Origin of the sequence: Salinibacillus xinjiangensis (assembly GCF_009649735.1) — a bacterium.
Lineage (GTDB): Bacteria > Bacillota > Bacilli > Bacillales > Alkalibacillaceae > Salinibacillus > Salinibacillus xinjiangensis.
In genome coordinates, this window is record NZ_WJNH01000002.1 from 159242 (window position 1) to 179904 (window position 20663).

Sequence of the window (20663 nt, forward strand, 5' to 3'; positions counted from 1 at the left end):
CTAAATTATCTTAGTTTTTGAATACGTTCTGATTGACTTAAAATATCGGTAACCCGAACGCCAAAGTTTTCATCAATAACAACAACCTCACCCTTGGCAATCAGTTTATTGTTCACCTGTATATCCACAGGCTCCCCTGCTAATTTATCTAATTCAACTATGGAACCTGATCCCATTTCTAATATTTCTTTTATCGTTTTCTTTGTTCGACCAAGCTCCACAGACACTTTTAATGGTATATCCATAAGCATGTCTAAATTTTGCTGCTCTCTAGGCTCTAAGGATTGTTGATCAAACTCAGAAAATGCTGCTGATTGAACATCTCTTGCTGGAGCTTGTTGGGTGTGACCACCAATATAATTATTGTAGTAGGGATTTTCGTTCATCATTTCGTTTAGTTGATTCATAGATGGTTCTGTCTCGATGTTTCTTTCGATTGTTTGAGTTGGTTCAGGAACTGGAGTAGACTGATTTGTTTCCGGACTAACCTGATCTGAACTCGAATTCCCATTGAGTAACTCCTCAACAAACTGTTTGGCAAAGTCAACTGGCAGTAACTGCATAATATTTGAATCAATTAACTCTCCTACTAGTAAACGGAATGATACCTTAATGAAATGCTCTTCATTTGGGATATATTCGGTACCCTGCCCCTCGTTCATATCAAGCATATTAATGGATGGCGGGCTAATATCTACTCGTTTATCAAATATACTGGACATGCTTGTGGCAGCAGTACCCATCATTTGATTCATCGCTTCTTGGACCGCACTTAAGTGAATATCATTTAACTCTTCCTCAGGTGATTTGCCATCCCCACCTAACATCAAATCAGCGATAATGGCAGCATCAGATACTTTTATCACAAATAGATTTACCCCTGTAAACCCTTCTGTATAGTTTACTCGTATAGCTACATGCGGATTTGGAAACTCAGAATCTAAGTTTTCATCCTTCACCACTGAAACCGTAGGAGTGGTGATTTCTACCTTCTGATTTAAGAGAGTTGACAGTGTTGTAGCTGAACTACCAAAAGAAATATTTCCAACCTCACCTAATGCGTCCTGCTCTATGGCTGTTAAATATTGATTAATTAACGGCTGATCTGGTAAGGGGCTCTCATTTATAGTTTTTTCATGTTCTCCATTTAATAACGCGTCGATCTCTTCCTGTGATAACATTTCGTCCCGATTACTCACTTTCGTCCCCCCTGTGAATATGGCTTAAAATTTGCACAGCCATTTTATTTTTCTTTTTGCCTGGTTGTCCATAAAATTTAGGTTCATTGTGAACAAAAACAGTTAATGGGTCCTCTATATTTTGATTAAGCTGTATGACATCATTTTTTCTAAGATGTAAAAGTTCATCTACAGTAATTTCAGACTCACCTAAAATTGTTTTGACATCAATTTCAGCTTTTTTCAAATGACTTGAAATTCGTTTGGAGTCTTCTGGTTTTACTTGGACCGATTGATTTTGCATCCAGTAATGAACAGATAATTTAGATATGATCGGCTCAAGCACAATGTGCGGAATACAGATATTAATCATGCCGCTTGATTCACCAATTGTTGTATTCAAGGAAATCACTACTACAGTTTCATTAGGTGACACCAGTTGAAGAAACTGTGGGTTGATTTCAAAGTCTTCTAGTATTGGTTCCATATCCACGATTGAGCTCCATGCTTCTCGTAAACTACCAATGGTTTTTTCAAAAATATTCGTCATCAATGTCGTTTCAATTTCCGTTAGGTTTTCTACCTTGTTAAAGCTTGTACCCTTTCCCCCTAAAACACGGTCTAATATCGCATAAGCAATATTTGGGTTCACTTCCATTAACAATCGACCTTCTAGGGGATCGACAGAAAATATATTTAGCATCGTCCTCCTAGGAATTGACCGAATAAATTCTTCATACGGAATCTGGTCAACCGAAGCGACTGAAACACTAGTATGTGTTCGTAAGTGGGTAGAAAAATACGTTGTTAATAACCTTGCATAATTTTCATGAATCCTTGAAAGTCCCCGTATTTGATCCTTTGAAAAACGAAGGGCGCGTTTGAAATCATATACCTTAACTTTCTTTTCTGGTTCTTCTTTTGCCAATTCTGTCGCATTCATCTCTCCAGATGATAATGCGGAAAGAAGGGCGTCAATTTCATTTTGTGATAATATTTCTTCGGCCAATAATCTCACCCCCTACATGGGTATTGCTGCTCTTGTTTACGTTCATTATTGAAGGATTTTTTCTGTTGTATATACATCTGTGACTGACCCTGTCTCTAAAAGCTTATTAATTTCTTTCTTTACGTGGTCTTCTAATTCTGTTAATCCCTCACGAAAATCCTTTTCCGCTTTTTGAGACAATTGTTTAATGATTATATTTTTTAATCTAAAATCTTTTTGCAAATGTTCAACTGTTTCCTTTTCATCTGCCACAATTCTAAATTTGATTCGAATAAAATTTCCGTCTTTTAAGTCCGTAGTAATTTCTTCTGTTTCAAACGAATCCTCTAGCATATCATCAATGCTTCTTTCCCCGTCTGCATGAGTCTTTTCTTGGTTGTTCATAATTACGGCAATTGCACCAACACCTACTATGGTAATAATCACTAAAAGCGTAACCATCACCTTAATTACTTTTTTATTCATAAGATTCCCCCACAGTGCTTTGAACTCGTGTTAACCCAACCTTCTGATAAAAAGAGGTTGCTTTTCGAATAATCTCTTCTTGATCTTCCTGGACAAAGAACTTTTTACCCGAGGTTAAGGTTACCGTTGTATCAGGCAAGGATTGTACCTTTTCGATATATACGGCATTTATCGTAAATTTTTCTCCGTTTAATCTCGTAACTTGAATCATAAGAACTTATGGGAGGCTGATGAGATCATCTGCCTCCCTCCTCCTCATTATCGTTTTAGATTAACAAGCTCTTGTAGAATTTCATCAGAAGTTGTAATGATACGAGTGTTCGCCTGGAATCCTCTTTGAGCTGTAATCATTTCGGTAAACTCTTCACTTAAATCAACATTTGACATTTCAAGTGCACCGGCACGGATAGTGGCAGAGCCAGCGTCTCCAGGTGATAATAGCTCCATTACACCATCATTATTAGTATCATAAGCACCAGCATTATCCGTTAATTTGTATAAATTAGAACCTGCTTTTTGTAGGCCTTCTGGATTTGAAAACTTGGCAATCTGGATTTGGCCCGCAACCTGTGGGTTTCCTCCAGCATCAACGTAGTTTACTGAGCCATCAGATGCGATACTGAAACTTTGGGCATCTTCAGGGATTTGTAGAAGACCATTACCAGTTCCTCCCTCTGGAATTCCGACCAAATAATAACCATTGGCATTCACAATATGACCTTCTGAATCTAGATAGAAATTACCAGCTCTCGTAAAGTTAAGGTCATCATCTTGTACGTTGATTGTGGAATCAGCTGTATTATTTTTAGCTAAAACAAACATTCCATCACCTTCAAGAGCGAAATCCAATGTTCTGTTTGTTGTTTGTGTATTTCCCCCAGTATGAATCGTATCAATACTAGCACTATTCACTCCAAGTCCAACCTGCATCGGATTTTTACCACCAATTACTGGGTTGCCACCAGCATCCACCTGAGGAGCCTGAGCACCCTGAATGGTCTGACTCATTAAGTCTTGAAAAGTCACACGTCCTTTTTTAAATCCAAACGTATTCACATTTGCGATGTTATTCCCCACTACATCTAATTTTGTTTGAAAAGCCTTCATACCTGAAATACCTGCATACATTGATCGAAGCATCTTACATCTTCCTTCCCTGTCTAATATTTTTATTATGCTGTTTCATTCGGTCCACAGCATTTGGCCTCCATACGGTCCAGCCTATAAATTATTCATTTAATAAAATCGTTCCGTTAATATTCGTAAACACATGGTCTGTAGCTTCTGTTCGATCCATTGCTGTTATGACGGTATTATTTTTGGTACTGACAACCAAAGCAGCGTCATTTAGAATCACTAAAGAATCGGTAACACCTTTTGACTTCGCGCTCTCCATTTGATGTTGAATCTTTGACCACTGCGTATCACTTATGTTTATATTTCGTTCAGCTAACCTCTTTTCAGCATGCTTACTTACCTTAAAGTTATGGGTTGCTTCTTTTAGGTAAGACTGAAAGGATGTTTGTTGATTTGACTTTGGTAGCTGATTCTGTTTAGACCTATGTTGATGCAATGGATGATTTTGAAGCTGTTGAATCCGGTGATCCATGACTTCCCCTTCCTTCTATTCCACTACTTCACTTGCATTTTTAATTTCCGTTATCGAATGTACAGATACTTTCTCCCCATTTTGTAATACGAGCTCAATGCCACTTTCCCCCATCGACACGCCTTCAACTATCCCGTTTCCAGTCTTTTCTACTGATCCATCCTCGTTATACACGTTAAACTCTACTTGCCTGTCTATTAAATGACTGTACTCTATGACAGAATTCATAGATTGGGATTGTACTAAACCATTCATCGACTTTGAAATAGCCATTAATTGCTCTAAGGATGAAAAATTAGCCATTTGAGATATGAATTCTTTATCTTCCATCGGGTTTGATGGGTCTTGATTTTGTAGTTGTGTCATCAAGATTTTCAGAAAATCATCTTTACCTAGCTGATTATTACTCGTTTTCTCTGTTGTTTGATTTGCTAAAAATAATGATGGATCAATCTTGGTCATCCTTATCACCTACCTAAATTTCCATTAAATAATCCTCAAAGCTTTTCTCTAATTCTACGTCTTCATAATCATCCTGCTCTGACTGCTTTTGTTGTTTCTCCTGATAGCCTTGTTTCTCTTGTTCTTCCTGGTGTTGGTTAGCTAAAAAGGAAGATGACTGCTGTTGAATGATAGGTTCTGCCTGTTTCTCCACGACTACTTGTTGTGGGGAAAACATATGGCGTAACTGTGTTAAATTACTTTCTACCATTTCCTTTGCTACTTGAGACGTGACTGTGATTTTAACAGCTGTCTCCCCATTTATTTGGGTGAAGCTTAACATCATGTCACCTAAATGTGCAGGTTTGAGTTTAATTGTTAGCTGTGTCGATCCTCCATTTTGAATAAAACGACTTGATTTAATCACTTTTTGCATTTCCTCAAGTAAGTTAGATTCTGATGCCTTTGATTGCTGCCCATGACTTCGTTGTAAATAGAGTGTATATTGTTCTGTCTTGGACATAGGCATGGAATCTACAGTTAATGTGTTTGTTGCCTTTAAGGACAACGAATCTACCTTTTCCTCCTGGGAGACTGTTCCTTGTTGCATGACTGATCGAAGTACATGACTTGAAACGTTTCTCGAATTCCCCTGACTTGATTGGAGAATTTGCTGTACAAATGCCCTTGTATTCGTTGACGATTTTACATCTAGAGAATCTGTATTAACTAATTTTGCTGCAGAAGGATGTTGTTCAGATTTAGACAGCAAATGTGTAATCTTGGTCAATGCAGCCTGAAACTCTCTTCCTGCCTGTTGATTACTTCCTTTTGTCATAGCTTCATAGGATTGTAAAAGAGTTTTGGCCATGTTCAGTAAGCTTGACAGTTCCAGGTTTTGATTGCTTTGTAGACTTATTTTGTCTCCATTACTCTGCATCACCTGCAATCCCAATCCGCCATTATCAGGTGTTTTAAAATACGCTGTAATTTGGGAAAGTAAAGCAGTTAACTCCTGAACTTGTGCTTGATTCAAATCCTCATCAGCTAAAAGTTGTTCAAGTTGTTCAAACATTTTTTGAATAGGAGCTTGTTCCTCTTGTGCTGATAAGTCTGGATTCACTTGCGGCATTGCTCCCCCTTGAATCGTAGCTAATAGAGTAGAAAACGCCTGCTCTATATCTGTTTTCTTTGTGCTAGGCAGCCCTTCTCCCAGTTTCATACTTTGACCTATAGCATTAAATTGAAAAAGTCCGACTTCCACTTTTCTCACCCCCTTTCAAGGATTTTAACCTTATTCAACACGACCGTTAATAAAAGCACTCGTTAAGGAAGCTGCTTTTTCTGGGCTCATGGAGGCTAAAATCGCACCTCTCTCTTCAGATGGAATATCCTTTAAGATAGATAAAGCTACCTCTTGGTCTACATTTTCTACAATAGATGCAACAGATTTAGGTTCCATATCAGTAAATGAAGAAGCTATCTCTTTAATCTGTTCTGCCTGCTTTTCTTTTTCAACTTCCTTTTCATTTAACTGCTTTGTTAATGCTGTAATCTCAGCCTCTAAGTTAGTAATCTGTTGATCTTTAGATTCTATTTCCACCTCAAGTTGCTCGATATGGGAATTCTTCTCTTTAACTGTTGATTCTAATTCTGATATTTCTTGTTGGAATTCCTCCGCCTGCTCTTTCTCATTCATAGCAGAGACAAACGGCAAACGTTCCCCGTACTTATCAGCTAAATCTAGTACATTGACACCCGCGATATTTAATACAATTATGAGCAAGGTAATGGCAAAAACAATGGGAACGACAATAACAAATAAAAACCATTGAAGCTTACCTGCCTTTTCTTTTTCAGGAAAATCTTTTGTACTCATCATCTCACCTATTTCCACGGCGTAAAAATTGTTGAATCGACGCTTCATCCAAAAGCTCTTTTTCTTTTTTTACTTCCACTTGTTTTGCGGAATTCTTTTTATGTGTAATAATCTTTTCGTATTTTTTCATTTCTACATATCTTTCTGTTAGTTGATCGTGCGAGCTTTCCATGTCTTGACGGGCATGTAAAACAGCCTGCTGTAATTTCGCGATTTTGCTATTTAAACTTTGCATGTAGGAATGATAATTTCGTATTTGCTCAGCAGAAATGGATGACTGGAACCCCTTCGAAATATCCTTTTCAAGGTCTTCCTTCTCTTTTAAAAAATGATATAGCTCCGTTGCAGTTACCTCGAAGTGATCCATGGCATCTTGGTATGTCTTATAAGCCATGTCTTTTTCTGTGGTTCTAACATTAAGTATTCTTTCAAAGGCTTGTACGTTTGTCATCACGTTTCACTCCCATTGGCTATATCGAGTAGTACTTGAATACCTTCATCACCCGGAAAGCTTTCATCCATGCTTTGTTTTAAATATCCTATAATTCGTGGGTAAAAAGAAATGGCTTCATCCACTTCCCGTGAAGTACCTTTTTTATATGCCCCAATTTGGATGAGCTCCTTATTTTCCTCATAAACAGCTAAGAGATTTCGTATAAATGCAGCTGCTTGTATATGATCCTTTTTCGCAACTTGATTCATTACCCTACTAATAGACTTTAAGATATTAATAGCAGGATAGCGACCTTGTTCAGCAATAGAGCGATCAAGGACTAAGTGGCCATCCAGGATTCCTCTCACGGTATCCGCAATCGGCTCATTTAAGTCATCACCATCGACTAGTACGGTATAAAAAGCGGTAATAGTTCCGTGTACATTAGTGCCTGTTCGTTCGAGCAATTTAGGCAAAGTGGCAAAAACACTAGGTGTATAGCCCTTAGTCGTAGGGGGCTCCCCTGTTGCCAAACCAACTTCTCGCTGAGCCATAGCCACCCTCGTCACTGAATCCATCATTAAGTTGACATGGTATCCTTGGTCCCGAAAGTATTCACAAATGGCTGTAGCGGTATAGGCTCCTTTTATCCGTTGTAATGGAGGCTGGTCAGAGGTAGCCACAACGACAATGGACTTTTTTAAGCCTTCCTCACCAAGATCATTTTCGATAAACTCTCGAACCTCTCTACCTCTTTCACCGATTAACGCGATTACATTCAAATCAGCATCACTATTTCGAGCTATCATCCCGAGTAATGTACTTTTTCCAACACCACTACCAGCGAATATTCCTACACGTTGTCCCTTCCCAATAGTAAGCAGGCCATCAATCGCTTTGACACCAATTGAAATTCTTTCTTTAATGGGCGGCCTTTCCATTGGATTTGGCGGGTCTTGGTCCGTCGCAATCGTGGATAGACCTTTAGGTAAAGAGGATTGATTTAACTGATTACCAAGGCCATCCAAAATGCTTCCAATCATACTTCTGCCCGCCTGTACCATTAATGGCTGCTGAGTAGCTTCAACTAGGCAGCCGGGACCTATATTTTTCACCTGTGCATAGGGCATGAGGAGTACACTATCCTTTTGAAAGCCTACAACCTCCGCCATAATCGGCTGCTGGTGCTTATTTTTGGTGTACACATAACATACATCACCAATGCTCGCATCAGGACCTGTTGCCTCTATCATGATGCCAACTATTTTCGTTACTTTTCCATAGCTTTTTACAGTATCAATCTTTTCTAACCAATCTAGAACGAGACTAGCCTTCAATTGTTTTAGCCTCCTCAAGTAAATCCAGCAATTTCACCTTTAATTCATTAAGCTGAGAATCAACTCCCACATCAATTTGTCCATTTGGGGTATCAATTAAGCAGCCATGTCGATTGACTTCTTTACTAGGATAAATGGTTAGGTCAGCCTGATCACTTAATAGATTGGTCAGTTCTTCTTTGTGCTGTAGAAGCCCCTCGTAATCACTTACATGTACGTGAAGATCTATTTTAGGCTTGTCCTTCACGATTAACAATGCTTGTTGTACTAGCTTTGTAAAGTTCTCCTGGTTGTCTTCTAATACATATCCAAGTATTTTTTCAGTAGCATTAAGAGAAATCTGGAGTATGTCCTCATGACTTTTATCAATGATCTCGGCATATTCTTGTTTAGCTAAGTTAATCAACGAGCTTGCTTCATCCACATAGGCTTGGTGTTGCTTTTCAGCTTCAACCTTTCCATCTTGAAAGCCTACCTCAAAAGCTTCAGCCTTTAATTGTTCAAACAGCTTTTCCTTCTCACTTTCCCAGGCTTCCTGCTCCTCATGAAGCTGCTGATTGGCTTGTTCGATTATACGCTCAGATTCTTGTTTAGCCTGTTGGAGTTTCTCTTGTGCTTCCTTGAACATTCGTTCGGCATTAGCCTTTAAATTAAGTGTTTCTTGCTCTTGGTCCTGTTGTTTAGTAGTTGGTTTATAAATTGGTTTTAAGGAGATTGTCTTTGATTGGTCCTGTGATTCACGTTGAACCTTCAATATATTAGACAATGATATCGTCACCTCCACCACGAGCAATCACGATTTCCCCAATTTCTTCTAACCTTCTGATGACCGAAACGATTCTAGTCTGAGCCTCTTCAACATTTCGTAGGCGAACGGGACCCATATATTCCATTTCATCCTTGAAGTTTTCTACCATTCGATTGGACATATTTTTAAATAAAACCTGCTGAACCTCTTCACTTGCTACTTTGAGAGATAGCATTAAGTCTTCGTTTTCAACTTCCCTGATGACACGCTGAATAGAACGATTATCAAGGGTGACAATATCCTCAAAGACGAACATTCTTTTCTTGATTTCTTCTGCAAGTTCTGGGTCCTGTGTTTCTAGTTCATCCAAAATAGTTCTCTCAGTGGACCTATCAACCCCATTTAACACTTCTACAACTGCTTCTATCCCACCAGTATAGGTATAATCCTGTGTTACTGTTGCAGATAATTTCTTTTCAAGAATTTGCTCTACTTCATTGATAATTTCGGGTGATGTAGAGTCCATAATGGCAATCCGCTTAGCAATATCAGCCTGCATGTCAGCAGGAAGTTCAGAAAGAATCTGTGCAGATTGCTCTGCATCTAGATAAGATAGAATAAGTGCTATGGTTTGCGGGTGTTCATTTTGAATAAAATTTAATATCTGCGCAGGATCAGCCTTTCGCGCAAAATCAAATGGTCGAACCTGTAATGATGAGGTTAGACGACCAATAATTTTAGTCGCCTCGTCTTCACCCAATGCTTTTTCCAAAACATTTTTTGCATATCCAATTCCACCTTCTGAAATGTAATCTTGCGCCAATGCAATCTGATGAAATTGGTCGATCACTTTTTCTTTTTGATTTGAATCTACTTTTTTAACAGATGAAATTTCCAACGTTAATTGTTCAATTTCTTCTTCTGATAAATGTTTATATACTTCAGCAGAAACATCAGGTCCTAAAGAGATCAAGAGAATGGCTGCTTTTTGCTTTCCGGTTAATTCATTTCTCTGTTTTGCCATTCTAAATCCCTCCTATTCCTCTGCAATCCAAGTTTTTAATAGTTTCGCAAACTCTTCTGGCTTATCCTTGGCCATATTTTCAAGTTGTTTTCTTCGTAGCTGCTCTTCTGTATCAGGTTGATCCTCAATGTCAGGAACATGTATGGCTTGCTCCTCAATCTGCTCTTCGATATGTTCTTCGCTTGGTTCCTTTTTGCGTTTTCGGAAAGCAAGCAATAGCAATATCACAATCAATAGTAGCAATGCCGCACCAGCTGCATATAACCATGTTGGTACCACAGGTGTTGGTGCTGGGTCAGCAACCGGTTGTGAATTAAATTCCTGGAATACAATAGAAACTTTTTCCTCAGGATTAATATTGCCATACTCTTCCGAAACTGTTGTTGAAATGATGGAATCGAGAATAGACGCAATACTTTGCTCTACTGTAGCTTCCTCTTGGGCTGTTAGGTATTGGGCATCTCCATTCTCAGATGGTTGATCTTTTTTTCGATCAACTGCAACTTGAATCCCCAAATCTCTAACCTGATATGGACTTTCTACAATATCTTTACGAATTCGGTTATATTCATTGTTAATGGTTTCTTTTACCATTTCATACTCGGAATTTGCACCTTCACCTTCGGCAGTATTGTATTCAGGAATTTCCCCGTCAGCACCGATCGTTTCAGGTGGTGGATTGTCTCCTGAATAGGTTTCCGTAATTCGCTCTACACTTACTGGCAGGCCTTCCATATTCTCCATATCAACAGGCTCTACCACTTCTTCAACACGATTTTCCTGGGTGAAATCTAAATCTGTTGTTACTGAAACAACTACATTCTCTCTTCCAATCATCGTACCTAATAGCTGTTGTACACGCCTTTGTACATCTCGTTCAACCTCTTTTTTAATCTCCTGTTGCTCTAAGTAAGTAGTGCCTACTGACATATCTTTTGAATTTTTTTGATCAAAGTACTCAAAATGTTGGTTCATTAAGACGATATTATCAGTAGGGAGATTAGGAACTGATTTAGAAACTAAATGATAGAGTCCATCAATTTGATTTTGGTTAAATTTATACCCAGGCTCAGTATGAATCACAATGGAAGCTGATGCCTCTGATGTTTCTTCATTGATAAAGACACTTTCTTCAGGTTTCGTAATCAGAACTTCACTTTCGCGTATTCCTTCAATTCTTTTCATTAAATTTGATAGCTCGGTTTGTAAGGCGTCCAGTTCAATCATTTCTCGCTGGCCGTCTGTCATGCCCCAAGATGCATTTTCACTAAAAAAAGAATAATCAATATTCCCGCTGTTTGGAAGCCCTTGAGCAGCTAAATCAACAAGCAATGTGTCCACATGCTCTTCCGGAACCAAAATGGAGGTTCCACCACCACTCACTTCATAATCAATAGCTCTTGCATCTAACTCGGCTTTAATTTGACCCGTTTCTTGCAGCGAAAGATTATTATAAAGTGGTACCAAGTTTGATTTATTAGCAAAAACGCTTATAAATACGATAAGCAAAAGAATGAAAACAAAGCCTCCAATAAACGCTGACTTTTGCTTTAGTGTTCTATTCTTCCAAAATTCAGTTGTTTTTTGATAATAAGATCGAAGCTTCTCCACTACTGTTGCCTCCATACTGATTCTATTTTTTTATTTGGATTGGAGGATAACAAAGAAAAAACAAGGCTTTTGACAGCCCGTTTTTCATTTTTTAAAAATATTTTTTAAAAACGTACAAAAAATATTATTCTACCTCGTATATCTATTAATAATCACAAACTAATAGATTATAATTGCATCCTCATCACTTCTTTATAAGCTTCAATAGCTTTGCTTTGAACTTCTACTGCCGTTTGTAATGTAATGCTTGCTTTTTGTGCTGAAATCATAACATCATGTAAGTTATCGATTTCACCCTTAGCAAGAGCAGTAGTCATTTGATCTGACTTAATTTGTGAATCATTCACTTTATCTATTGCATTCTTTAATGACTGTGAAAAGTTTTGCTGCGCCTCAAAAGGCGACGTACGATCTCCTTTTGAAAGTTGTGGATTCGGAGATGTTGCTAATATTTGATTAATGGTTGGCATCATTTATCACCTTACTTTCCAATTTCTAAAGCTTTTAAGAGCATATCCTTTGACGCATTCATGGATGTTACATTTGCTTCATAAGACCTTGTCGCACTCATTAAATCAACCATTTCTTTTAATGGCTCGACATTAGGCATGGCTACATACCCATCTTCATTTGCGTCTGGATGATTAGGGTTGAAGACCATTTTAAACGGCTCATCATCTTCCCTGATCTCAGCAACTTGTACTCCTGACCCAGTTCCTGCTGATGATTGTTTGTGGATGGCATTTTGAAGCTGACCACGAAAAGTAGTATCTTTCTCCTCAAAAGCTAAGACCTTGCGACGGTACGGTTCCCACTCTCCTGCTTCATTTAGGCGAGCTCTCGTAGTCTCAGCATTTGCGATGTTTGAAGAAATAGTATCCATTCGAAGTCGTTGAGCGGTTAAACCACTTGCACTTGTGTTAATGGAGTGAAAAATACTCATTATCTCCCTCCTTTAATAACGGTTTTTAAACTACCAAACTTTCCATTCAGACGATCTACAACTGCTTGATAATAAATCTGATTTTTAGCTAACTCGGTCATTTCTTTATCTACGTCCACGTTATTCCCGTTATGGTTATACGTGGTGTTATCTCGTTGTATAACATTGTAGGGTGTTGTATTGGGAGTTGCCTGAAACGGCAGATGCTTAGGATGTGTACGTTTTGCTTCCAGTGAAGAACTTGCTGAATTCAACACATCCTTAAATACGACATCCTTCGCTTTATAATTAGCTGTGTCGACATTTGCAATATTGTTTGAAATGGTTTTGTTTTTTAATGATGAATAATCTAATGATTGCTCAAGGGTATGGATTGTACCACTAAAAATAGACAAATTACATCCTCCTAACCCCTCAAAATTTGTTTCACTTCAAGAATATGTGTAGAAATTTGTCACTTAGTATATATATTAGATTATTACACAAAAAGTCCTTCATGAAAATTGGTAATTTCTTTTTTTCTTTATATTTTTAAATATAGTTCTATAGGCACATGACGTTTTTAGGACTATAGTTTAAGATAAATGGTTACTAATAGGAATTTAACTGGGTCAATCTATAAATACATAAAAAAATTCTGTAGCCAAAGTAGCTACAGAATTTTTTATATATTATTCAGCTGTTAACTTTTGTAATTCAACTAAGAATTTATCATTCAGTACTTTAATATAGGTTCCTTTCATACCAAGTGAACGAGATTCAATTACTCCGGCACTTTCTAGTTTACGTAAAGCATTTACTATTACGGATCTTGTAATTCCTACTCTATCCGCAATTTTACTAGCTACTAGTAAACCTTCTTTACCACCAAGCTCTTCAAAAATATGCTCAATAGCTTCTAATTCACTGTAAGATAAAGAACTAATAGCCATTTGTACAACAGCCTTACTTCTTGCCTCTTCTTCAATTTCCTCTGTTTTCTGGTGAAGAATTTCCATACCAACTACTGTTGCACCATATTCCGCAAGCAAGAGGTCATCTTGATTGAAGTGGTCTTTAAGTCTGCTAAGAATTAATGTTCCCAATCGTTCCCCACCACCAATAATAGGAACAATTGTCGTTAAGCCTGATTGGAATAACTCCTTATTCTCAACAGGGAACGCTGTATATTCACTTTCAATATCTAGGTTAGCTGTAGTTTTTGAAATACTGAATAAACTTTCTGTATATTCCTTTGGAAATTGTCTTTCCTCGAGCATCGTTTTCATTCGTTCATTTTCAATTTCTTGTTTAATGGCAAAGCCTAATAATTTCCCTCGTCTACTTAGGACAAATACATTAGCTCCAATTACATCTCTTAGAGTACCAGACATGTCACTAAAGTTAACGTTTTTGCCCGTAGTTTTTTGTAGCATTGCATTAATGGTTCTTGCTCTTTCTAATAATTCCATTTCCATCCTCCTAAGATTTTTACGACTTCCTACAAAATGTATTGGGATAAGTCTTTATTTTTTACAATTGATTCTAGTTTGTCGTCAACATACTCTTTTGTTATGTCTATTTTCTGCATATGAATATCTGGTGCTTCAAAGGATAAGTCCTCTAAAAGCTTTTCTAGAATGGTATGAAGTCTTCTTGCCCCAATGTTGTCTGTCTCTTGATTGACTTCATATGCGATTTCGGCAATTCTATTTACAGCATCGTCAGAAAATTCAACATTTATACCTTCAGTCTCTAATAAAGCTACATATTGTTTAATTAGTGCGTTAGAAGGTTCAGTTAAAATATTGATAAAGTCCTCAGTCGTTAGCTTTTGTAGCTCAACTCGAGTTGGAAAGCGCCCCTGTAATTCAGGGATTAAATCAGAAGGCTTTGACATATGAAATGCCCCTGCAGCCACAAATAAGATATGATCCGTTTTGACAGGACCATACTTTGTAACTACCGTAGACCCTTCCACAATAGGGAGAATATCTCTTTGAACACCCTCGCGTGAAACATTTGCTTGGGACTCCTGCTTACCCGTTACTTTATCAATTTCATCTATAAAGATGATGCCTGACTGCTCTGCAATTTTAACCGCTTCTTGTGACACCTCATCCATATCAATGAGCTTTTGTGCCTCATCCTGTATAAGCACTTTACGCGCTTCCCGAACAGGTAAACGACGCTTTTTCTTCTTGGTTGGCATAAATTGACCTAAGGCATCCTGCATATTCATACCGAATTGTTCCATACCAGAACCCTGCAGCATATCTAACATGGAGGAATTTTGCTCATCCACCTCAACGGTGACCATGTGATCCTCAAGTTCCCCCATATCTAATTGATGTTTAATTCGACGACGTTTTTGTTCAATCTCTGTTTTGTCTTCACTTTGATCTGACTGATCATTTGTTTGTTGATTGGAAAAAAGCATCTCAAATGGATTTTTTACAGACTGATTCTTTTTCTTATCAGGAACTAAAAGCTTTACAAGTCTCTTTTCAGCTAAATCCTCAGCCTTCCCTTTTACTTGATCCATTTTTTCTTCTTTAACAATACGAATGGACGTTTCCACAAGGTCACGGACCATAGATTCCACGTCACGACCTACATAGCCAACCTCGGTAAACTTCGTAGCTTCTACCTTAACAAAAGGAGCACCTACTAACTTAGCAAGTCTTCTGGCAATTTCTGTTTTTCCGACACCTGTAGGTCCAATCATTAAAATATTTTTAGGTACAATTTCATCCCTTAACTTTTCATCCATTTGCATACGACGATATCGATTTCGCAATGCAACAGCAACGGCTCTTTTAGCTTGATTCTGCCCAATAATAAATTGATCTAGTTTTTCTACAATTTGTCTTGGGGTGAGGTTTTTCCCTAACATCTATCCAACCTCCTTATTCTAGAACTTCTAACACAATTTGGTCATTTGTGAAAACACAAATTTCCCCTGCAATTTCTAATGCTGCACGAGCAATATCTGCAGCAGTTTGGTCATCTGCGAATCTTTTTAATGCACGGCCAGCGCTTAAGGCATAATTTCCACCAGAGCCAATTGCTAAAATATCATCGTCCGGTTCTATAACCTCTCCTGTGCCTGACACGAGCAGCATGTCATCCTTATTCATTACAATGAGCATTGCTTCTAGTTTTCGTAATACCTTATCACTGCGCCATTCCTTGGCAAGTTCTACTGATGCTCGAGCCAGATTGCCGTTGTATTTTTCCAGGTAACTTTCAAATTTCTCAAAAAGAGTAAATGCATCTGCTACAGACCCAGCAAAGCCAGCTAAAACCTTCCCGTTAAATAAACGGCGAACTTTTTTGGCTGTATGCTTCATCACGACTTGATTCCCAAGTGTAACTTGACCATCACCACTCATTGCACATTGGCCATTATGTCGAATGGCAAAAATCGTTGTTGCATGAAATGTGTTTGACAAGAGTACCACACCTCTTTCTCTCCATTGTTAGGCTCTTGGATGTGTTTTCAAATATATGTCGCGCAAATGATCCTTTGTAACATGGGTATAAATTTGAGTTGACGTCAAATGTTCATGTCCTAAAAGTTCTTGAACAGACCTTAGATCTGCACCTGCATTAAGTAAATGTGTCGCAAACGTATGTCTTAATTTATGTGGGTGAACATGTATCGTCAGTGCCGCTTTCTTTACCATGTCATTTAATATTGTTCGAATACCACGGGCTGTTAATGACGTCCCACGCGCATTCAAAAACAACGAATTAGTTGGACTTGACCCTTTGTCTGCTAACTGTTTTCTCCCGTCATCGATGTATTGGACTAAGGCATCTTCTGCATACTTACCAAATGGAATGTACCGTTCTTTTTTACCTTTCCCTAACACGAGAACTGTTCCAATTGAAAAATCAATATTTTCAATCTTAAGTATTGCACATTCACTAACTCGCATGCCCGTTCCATACAATAGCTCCAATAGAGCCTGGTTTCGTTGACCTAGCGGTGTATTTACATCATTAACTGTAAATAGTTTTTCAATCTCTTCTTCATATAAAAATTCTGGTATTGGTTTATCCATTTTCGGTAGGGTTACATTCAAAAATGGATTCTGTTCCACAATCTGTTCTCTCTCCAAGAATCGATAGAATGTTCTTAGACTCGAAAGCTTTCTGGAGACACTTCTTCTCGATAGCTTTTTGTCATAAAGTTCTGTTAAAAAAACACGGATACAAGCATAATCGACTTCTTTTAAATCAGAAATACCTTCTTTTTCTAAAAACAAAAAAAAGGTGTTCAGATCATCAAGATAATATTTTATGGTGTACGGTGAAGCATTCTTTTCAATTTGTAAGTACTCGACAAATACTTCCCGAAAATAGTCGAAATTCATATTCCCCACCTCAGCAGTTGTGAAACATTTAATCTTCATTGTGGACAGGTTTACTCTAATAAGGCTTTGTTAAAGGATTTCAGAAATAATTACCTGAAGCGTATAAATCTTAACATATTCATTTAACCGATGCAATAAATTTGACTAAATTGCAACAAAATTCTGAATTGTTCTTTGTTCCATACAAAAAAGTGGTTTCAATGACCTATATAATGTGATTATTTTTTATGTATTATTACTGTCAAGCCTGTATGCTTACCAATGGGTAATTATAGCCTTAACGAAAAGCCGTGTCAATAAATGAGAATTAAGACGATAAAATTAATTCAAAATAACAAAAAAAGGGCTAAACCATCCATGATTTAACCCTTTTTCTTCCATTACTCTTGAGGTTCTTCCTTATAATCACATTGAGTACATTGAACCTGTGTCCCTTTTTTCTTTTTCTTTTCAACTAATAACCCCTCGCACTTAGGACAAGGTCTTGAAATCGGCTTATCCCAGGAAACAAATTCACACTCAGGATAACGATCACATCCATAAAAGGTGCGGTTCTTTTTAGACTTCCGCTCAACAATATTGCCCTCTTTACAGTTAGGACATTTAACACCAATTTCTTTTAGTATAGGCTTGGTATTACGACAGTCCGGAAAATTCGAGCATGCCATAAACTTACCGTAACGTCCCATCTTATAAACCATTTCATGACCACATTTTTCGCAATCTTCCCCAGCTGGTTCATCCTTGATTTCGATTTTCTCCATCTCTTTTTCAGCTTTATCTAATCTCTTTTCAAAGCCTCCGTAAAACTCATCGATAATATTGATCCACTCAACCTTACCTTCTTCAATACTATCTAAATCATTTTCCATTTTCGCCGTAAATTCAGCGTCAATGATTTCCGGGAAGTATTCCTTTAGGATATCCACGACAATTTCACCAAGTTCTGTTGGTACAAAACGGCGATTATCTAACGCGACATAGCCTCTTCTCTGAATGGTGTCTAAGGTTGGCGCGTACGTAGACGGGCGTCCAATACCTAATTCCTCTAGCGTTTTCACTAAACGTGCCTCCGTATATCTTGGAGGTGGCTGTGTAAAGTGTTGGTTAGGTTCAATATCCTTTGCAAGAACATCTTCCCCTTCCTTAAGAGGCGGGAGTAGCTTGTTCTCTTTTTTCTTTTGGTCGTCTTCTCCCTCAACATACACCTTCATAAAGCCTTTAAACTTTATTTGTGAGCCAGTAGCTCTAAACTCTACTTCATTATTCACTAAATGGGCTGTTACTGTATCCATCGTCGCTGGCGCCATTTGACTTGCTAAGAAACGCTCCCAAATCAACTTGTATAGTCTAAGCTGATCACGAGATAGAATTCCTTTAAGTGTTTTTGGGGAACGATTGACAGAGGTCGGTCGAATCGCCTCGTGGGCGTCCTGTGCTCCCTGTGCCCCTATTTTCTTCTGTCCAGACCCTAAATATTCTTTACCATAAGAGGATTCAATATATTGTGCTGCCTCACTCTTAGCCGTGTCTGAAATTCGTGTAGAGTCTGTTCTCATATAAGTTATCAAACCAACAGTACCTTCTTTTTTCCCTAAATCAATACCTTCATATAATTGTTGGGCTAGCATCATCGTTTTTCTAGCTTTAAAGTTTAGCTTCCGTGCTGCTTCTTGCTGTAGAGAAGATGTGGTAAAAGGTTGTGCTGGGTTTCTCTTTCTTTCACGTTTATTGACTTTTTCTACTTTAAAGTGATCTCCATTCAATTGCTTTAAAATATGATCCACATCTTGTTTAGAATCTAGCTTCTGTTTTTTTCCTTTAACACCGTAAAATGAACCTTCAAAGGTTTCCTTACCTTTTTTAAATTCCGATTCAATCGTCCAATACTCTTCTGGAGTAAAGTTCTGTATCTCTCGTTCACGTTCCATAACTAGTTTGACAGCAACAGACTGTACTCTACCCGCACTCAAGCCTTTCTTTACTTTCTTCCATAGTAAAGGACTTATATTATAACCTACTAAACGGTCTAATACTCTTCTAGCTTGTTGGGCATCTACTAATTTGTTGTCTATGTGTCGTGGATTCTTGAAAGATTCCTTCACTGCATCTTTGGTGATCTCATTGAATACCACTCTACATTTAGAATTCTCATCTACATCTAAACTGCGGGCCAGGTGCCAGGCTATTGCTTCACCTTCGCGATCGGGGTCGGCAGCCAGAAAGACTTTTTTCGCTTTTTTCGCTGCAGTTTTAAGCTCTTTTAATATCGGTCCTTTTCCACGGATTGTTATATATTTAAGCTTATAGTTTTCTTCCACATCGACACCCATTTGACTTTTTGGAAGATCGATAACATGTCCCATTGAAGCTTTTACTTTATATTTTTTTCCTAAATATCGTTCAATTGTCTTTGCTTTTGCCGGTGATTCGACAATTACTAAATAATCTGCCATAAACATCCTCCTAAGAGGTTTCTCTCTTATTTTATAATCAATAATTTTAATTTCTACTCTACCCTATTTTGAAGGTACAAAAGGCTTCTGGTAATCGTTTTATAAATCTTCCCTATTATTAAATACTTATAGCACTTTTGTCAAACTATTTTTTACAGAAAATTTTAAGAAATAGGACATTAAAAGCCTTTTATTTGTTTCATTAAACGCTAATTTTTGTTGTTTTCCATGCCTGGATCAAATCCGTTGAATCATAAATTAATGTAGCGCCTTCCTGTATTAAAAGGTGACAGCCTTTTGTTTGGGGAGAAAGAATAGATCCAGGTACTACAAACACCTCTCGACCTTGTTCTAAGGCTTGCTCAGCTGTTATAAATGTACCACTTTTCTCTTTCGCTTCTATAATTAAGCTGCCAAAGGATAGACCACTTATAATCCGATTTCGTTCCGGAAAATGCCATGGCTTCGGCTTTGTATGGGGTGGATATTCAGATAAGAGCAAATGATTACGTCCAATAGTATTCATTATGTGTATGTTTTCTTTAGGATAGATATGATGAAATCCAAACCCTAACACCGCAATCGTTTTTCCATTATAGGCTAAAGCGGCTTGATGTGACAACTTATCAATTCCTTTTGCCATCCCACTTACAATTAACCAATCATGTTGAATCAATGGTTTAAATAAATATTGAACCTTTCTCTCAGCCTCCTGCGAATGAGCCCTTGTTCCTACTACACTAAGCTTTGGTTCGTGGTTTAAGTAGTCCAAATTTCCTTTTGCATACAGGCATAGTGGTGGGTCTGGAATCATCTTTAGAAGTTGTGGATATAAAGGATTGTAAATAGAAATCATGTTTGTTTGGGAATAGTCATATTTAATGGAACTGATGATTTGAGAAGAATGGAGATCATTGTGGATTTTATCAATAGTTGGAGAGGGTAATTTTAAAAGAGTCTGCAGTTCGTTCACGGAAAGCTGATAGATGGAGGTAAGCTGTGGGTCAATTCGTAATAATTGACGAATTCTCCTTCGTCCCAATCCTCTGACACGTAATAAATGAAATAATCTTAATTCTTTTTCTGGTATCAACTAGAAACACCCCTTTTAGCTTTTGTTAAATTTATATTATATAGAAGGGACTAACCCAATTCTTTTTGAGTTAGTC

Annotated in this window: 23 protein-coding genes; all 23 read right to left on the minus strand. The window is 37.8% G+C overall.

Annotated elements, in window-relative coordinates; genetic code table 11:
• Positions 1 to 5: 5 nt before the first annotated feature.
• On the minus strand, positions 6 to 1181 hold the full coding sequence (gene fliY, locus GH754_RS03460) for a flagellar motor switch phosphatase FliY (protein ID WP_153727699.1): 1176 nt from the start codon (positions 1179 to 1181) through the stop codon (positions 6 to 8).
• Positions 1182 to 1191: 10 nt separating this feature from the next.
• Positions 1192 to 2187 carry a flagellar motor switch protein FliM gene (gene fliM / locus GH754_RS03465; RefSeq protein ID WP_153727347.1) on the minus strand — a complete coding sequence of 332 codons (996 nt, stop codon included), beginning with the start codon at positions 2185 to 2187 and terminating at the stop codon, positions 1192 to 1194.
• A 45-nt stretch (positions 2188 to 2232) separates the two neighbouring features.
• Positions 2233 to 2652: a flagellar basal body-associated protein FliL gene (fliL, locus tag GH754_RS03470; protein WP_153727348.1), complete on the minus strand. Its 420-nt coding sequence runs from the start codon at positions 2650 to 2652 to the stop codon at positions 2233 to 2235.
• Positions 2645 to 2863 (minus strand): flagellar FlbD family protein, encoded by a 219-nt coding sequence (locus GH754_RS03475; RefSeq protein ID WP_153727349.1) that lies wholly within the window; start codon positions 2861 to 2863, stop codon positions 2645 to 2647. Before GH754_RS03475 ends, fliL begins: the two co-directional genes overlap by 8 nt.
• A 47-nt stretch (positions 2864 to 2910) precedes the next feature.
• On the minus strand, positions 2911 to 3792 hold the full coding sequence (flgG, locus tag GH754_RS03480; protein ID WP_153727350.1) for a flagellar basal body rod protein FlgG: 882 nt from the start codon (positions 3790 to 3792) through the stop codon (positions 2911 to 2913).
• A gap of 88 nt (positions 3793 to 3880) precedes the next feature.
• Positions 3881 to 4261, minus strand: a complete 381-nt coding sequence (locus GH754_RS03485; protein ID WP_153727351.1) for a TIGR02530 family flagellar biosynthesis protein — start codon at positions 4259 to 4261, stop codon at positions 3881 to 3883.
• 15 nt (positions 4262 to 4276) lie between these two features.
• Positions 4277 to 4723 (minus strand): flagellar hook assembly protein FlgD, encoded by a 447-nt coding sequence (gene flgD, locus GH754_RS03490; protein ID WP_153727352.1) that lies wholly within the window; start codon positions 4721 to 4723, stop codon positions 4277 to 4279.
• Positions 4724 to 4736: 13 nt separating this feature from the next.
• Positions 4737 to 5966 carry a flagellar hook-length control protein FliK gene (locus GH754_RS19910; protein WP_153727353.1) on the minus strand — a complete coding sequence of 410 codons (1230 nt, stop codon included), beginning with the start codon at positions 5964 to 5966 and terminating at the stop codon, positions 4737 to 4739.
• A gap of 30 nt (positions 5967 to 5996) precedes the next feature.
• A complete protein-coding gene (locus tag GH754_RS03500; protein ID WP_153727354.1) occupies positions 5997 to 6581 on the minus strand; it encodes a MotE family protein in 585 nt (194 codons plus the stop codon).
• A 4-nt stretch (positions 6582 to 6585) separates the two neighbouring features.
• Complete coding sequence (fliJ, locus tag GH754_RS03505; protein WP_153727355.1) at positions 6586 to 7032, minus strand: flagellar export protein FliJ; 447 nt, start codon at positions 7030 to 7032, stop codon at positions 6586 to 6588.
• Complete coding sequence (fliI, locus tag GH754_RS03510; RefSeq protein WP_153727356.1) at positions 7032 to 8351, minus strand: flagellar protein export ATPase FliI; 1320 nt, start codon at positions 8349 to 8351, stop codon at positions 7032 to 7034. Before fliI ends, fliJ begins: the two co-directional genes overlap by 1 nt.
• Positions 8341 to 9117 (minus strand): flagellar assembly protein FliH, encoded by a 777-nt coding sequence (gene fliH / locus GH754_RS03515; RefSeq protein ID WP_194841272.1) that lies wholly within the window; start codon positions 9115 to 9117, stop codon positions 8341 to 8343. The genes fliI and fliH overlap by 11 nt, the downstream gene beginning before the upstream one ends.
• Positions 9110 to 10123, minus strand: a complete 1014-nt coding sequence (gene fliG, locus GH754_RS03520) for a flagellar motor switch protein FliG (RefSeq protein ID WP_153727358.1) — start codon at positions 10121 to 10123, stop codon at positions 9110 to 9112. Before fliG ends, fliH begins: the two co-directional genes overlap by 8 nt.
• Positions 10124 to 10135: 12 nt before the next feature.
• The gene (fliF, locus tag GH754_RS03525; RefSeq protein ID WP_323741831.1) at positions 10136 to 11734 is read right to left on the minus strand and encodes a flagellar basal-body MS-ring/collar protein FliF; all 1599 of its coding nucleotides are present in this window, start codon (positions 11732 to 11734) and stop codon (positions 10136 to 10138) included.
• Positions 11735 to 11901: 167 nt separating this feature from the next.
• Positions 11902 to 12204 (minus strand): flagellar hook-basal body complex protein FliE, encoded by a 303-nt coding sequence (gene fliE, locus GH754_RS03530; RefSeq protein WP_153727360.1) that lies wholly within the window; start codon positions 12202 to 12204, stop codon positions 11902 to 11904.
• 11 nt (positions 12205 to 12215) lie between these two features.
• Complete coding sequence (gene flgC / locus GH754_RS03535) at positions 12216 to 12677, minus strand: flagellar basal body rod protein FlgC (RefSeq protein ID WP_153727361.1); 462 nt, start codon at positions 12675 to 12677, stop codon at positions 12216 to 12218.
• Positions 12677 to 13072, minus strand: coding sequence for a flagellar basal body rod protein FlgB (flgB, locus tag GH754_RS03540; protein ID WP_153727362.1), 396 nt, complete (start codon positions 13070 to 13072; stop codon positions 12677 to 12679). Before flgB ends, flgC begins: the two co-directional genes overlap by 1 nt.
• A gap of 276 nt (positions 13073 to 13348) precedes the next feature.
• A complete protein-coding gene (gene codY, locus GH754_RS03545) occupies positions 13349 to 14128 on the minus strand; it encodes a GTP-sensing pleiotropic transcriptional regulator CodY (protein ID WP_153727363.1) in 780 nt (259 codons plus the stop codon).
• A 29-nt stretch (positions 14129 to 14157) separates the two neighbouring features.
• Positions 14158 to 15552 (minus strand): HslU--HslV peptidase ATPase subunit, encoded by a 1395-nt coding sequence (gene hslU / locus GH754_RS03550; RefSeq protein WP_153727364.1) that lies wholly within the window; start codon positions 15550 to 15552, stop codon positions 14158 to 14160.
• 13 nt (positions 15553 to 15565) lie between these two features.
• Positions 15566 to 16111 carry an ATP-dependent protease subunit HslV gene (gene hslV, locus GH754_RS03555; RefSeq protein ID WP_153727365.1) on the minus strand — a complete coding sequence of 182 codons (546 nt, stop codon included), beginning with the start codon at positions 16109 to 16111 and terminating at the stop codon, positions 15566 to 15568.
• Between the two features lie 27 nt (positions 16112 to 16138).
• Positions 16139 to 17047 (minus strand): tyrosine recombinase XerC, encoded by a 909-nt coding sequence (gene xerC / locus GH754_RS03560; RefSeq protein WP_407690655.1) that lies wholly within the window; start codon positions 17045 to 17047, stop codon positions 16139 to 16141.
• A 371-nt stretch (positions 17048 to 17418) separates the two neighbouring features.
• Complete coding sequence (gene topA, locus GH754_RS03565; protein WP_153727367.1) at positions 17419 to 19494, minus strand: type I DNA topoisomerase; 2076 nt, start codon at positions 19492 to 19494, stop codon at positions 17419 to 17421.
• Between the two features lie 202 nt (positions 19495 to 19696).
• Positions 19697 to 20587 (minus strand): DNA-processing protein DprA, encoded by an 891-nt coding sequence (gene dprA / locus GH754_RS03570; RefSeq protein WP_153727368.1) that lies wholly within the window; start codon positions 20585 to 20587, stop codon positions 19697 to 19699.
• Positions 20588 to 20663: the final 76 nt, after the last annotated feature.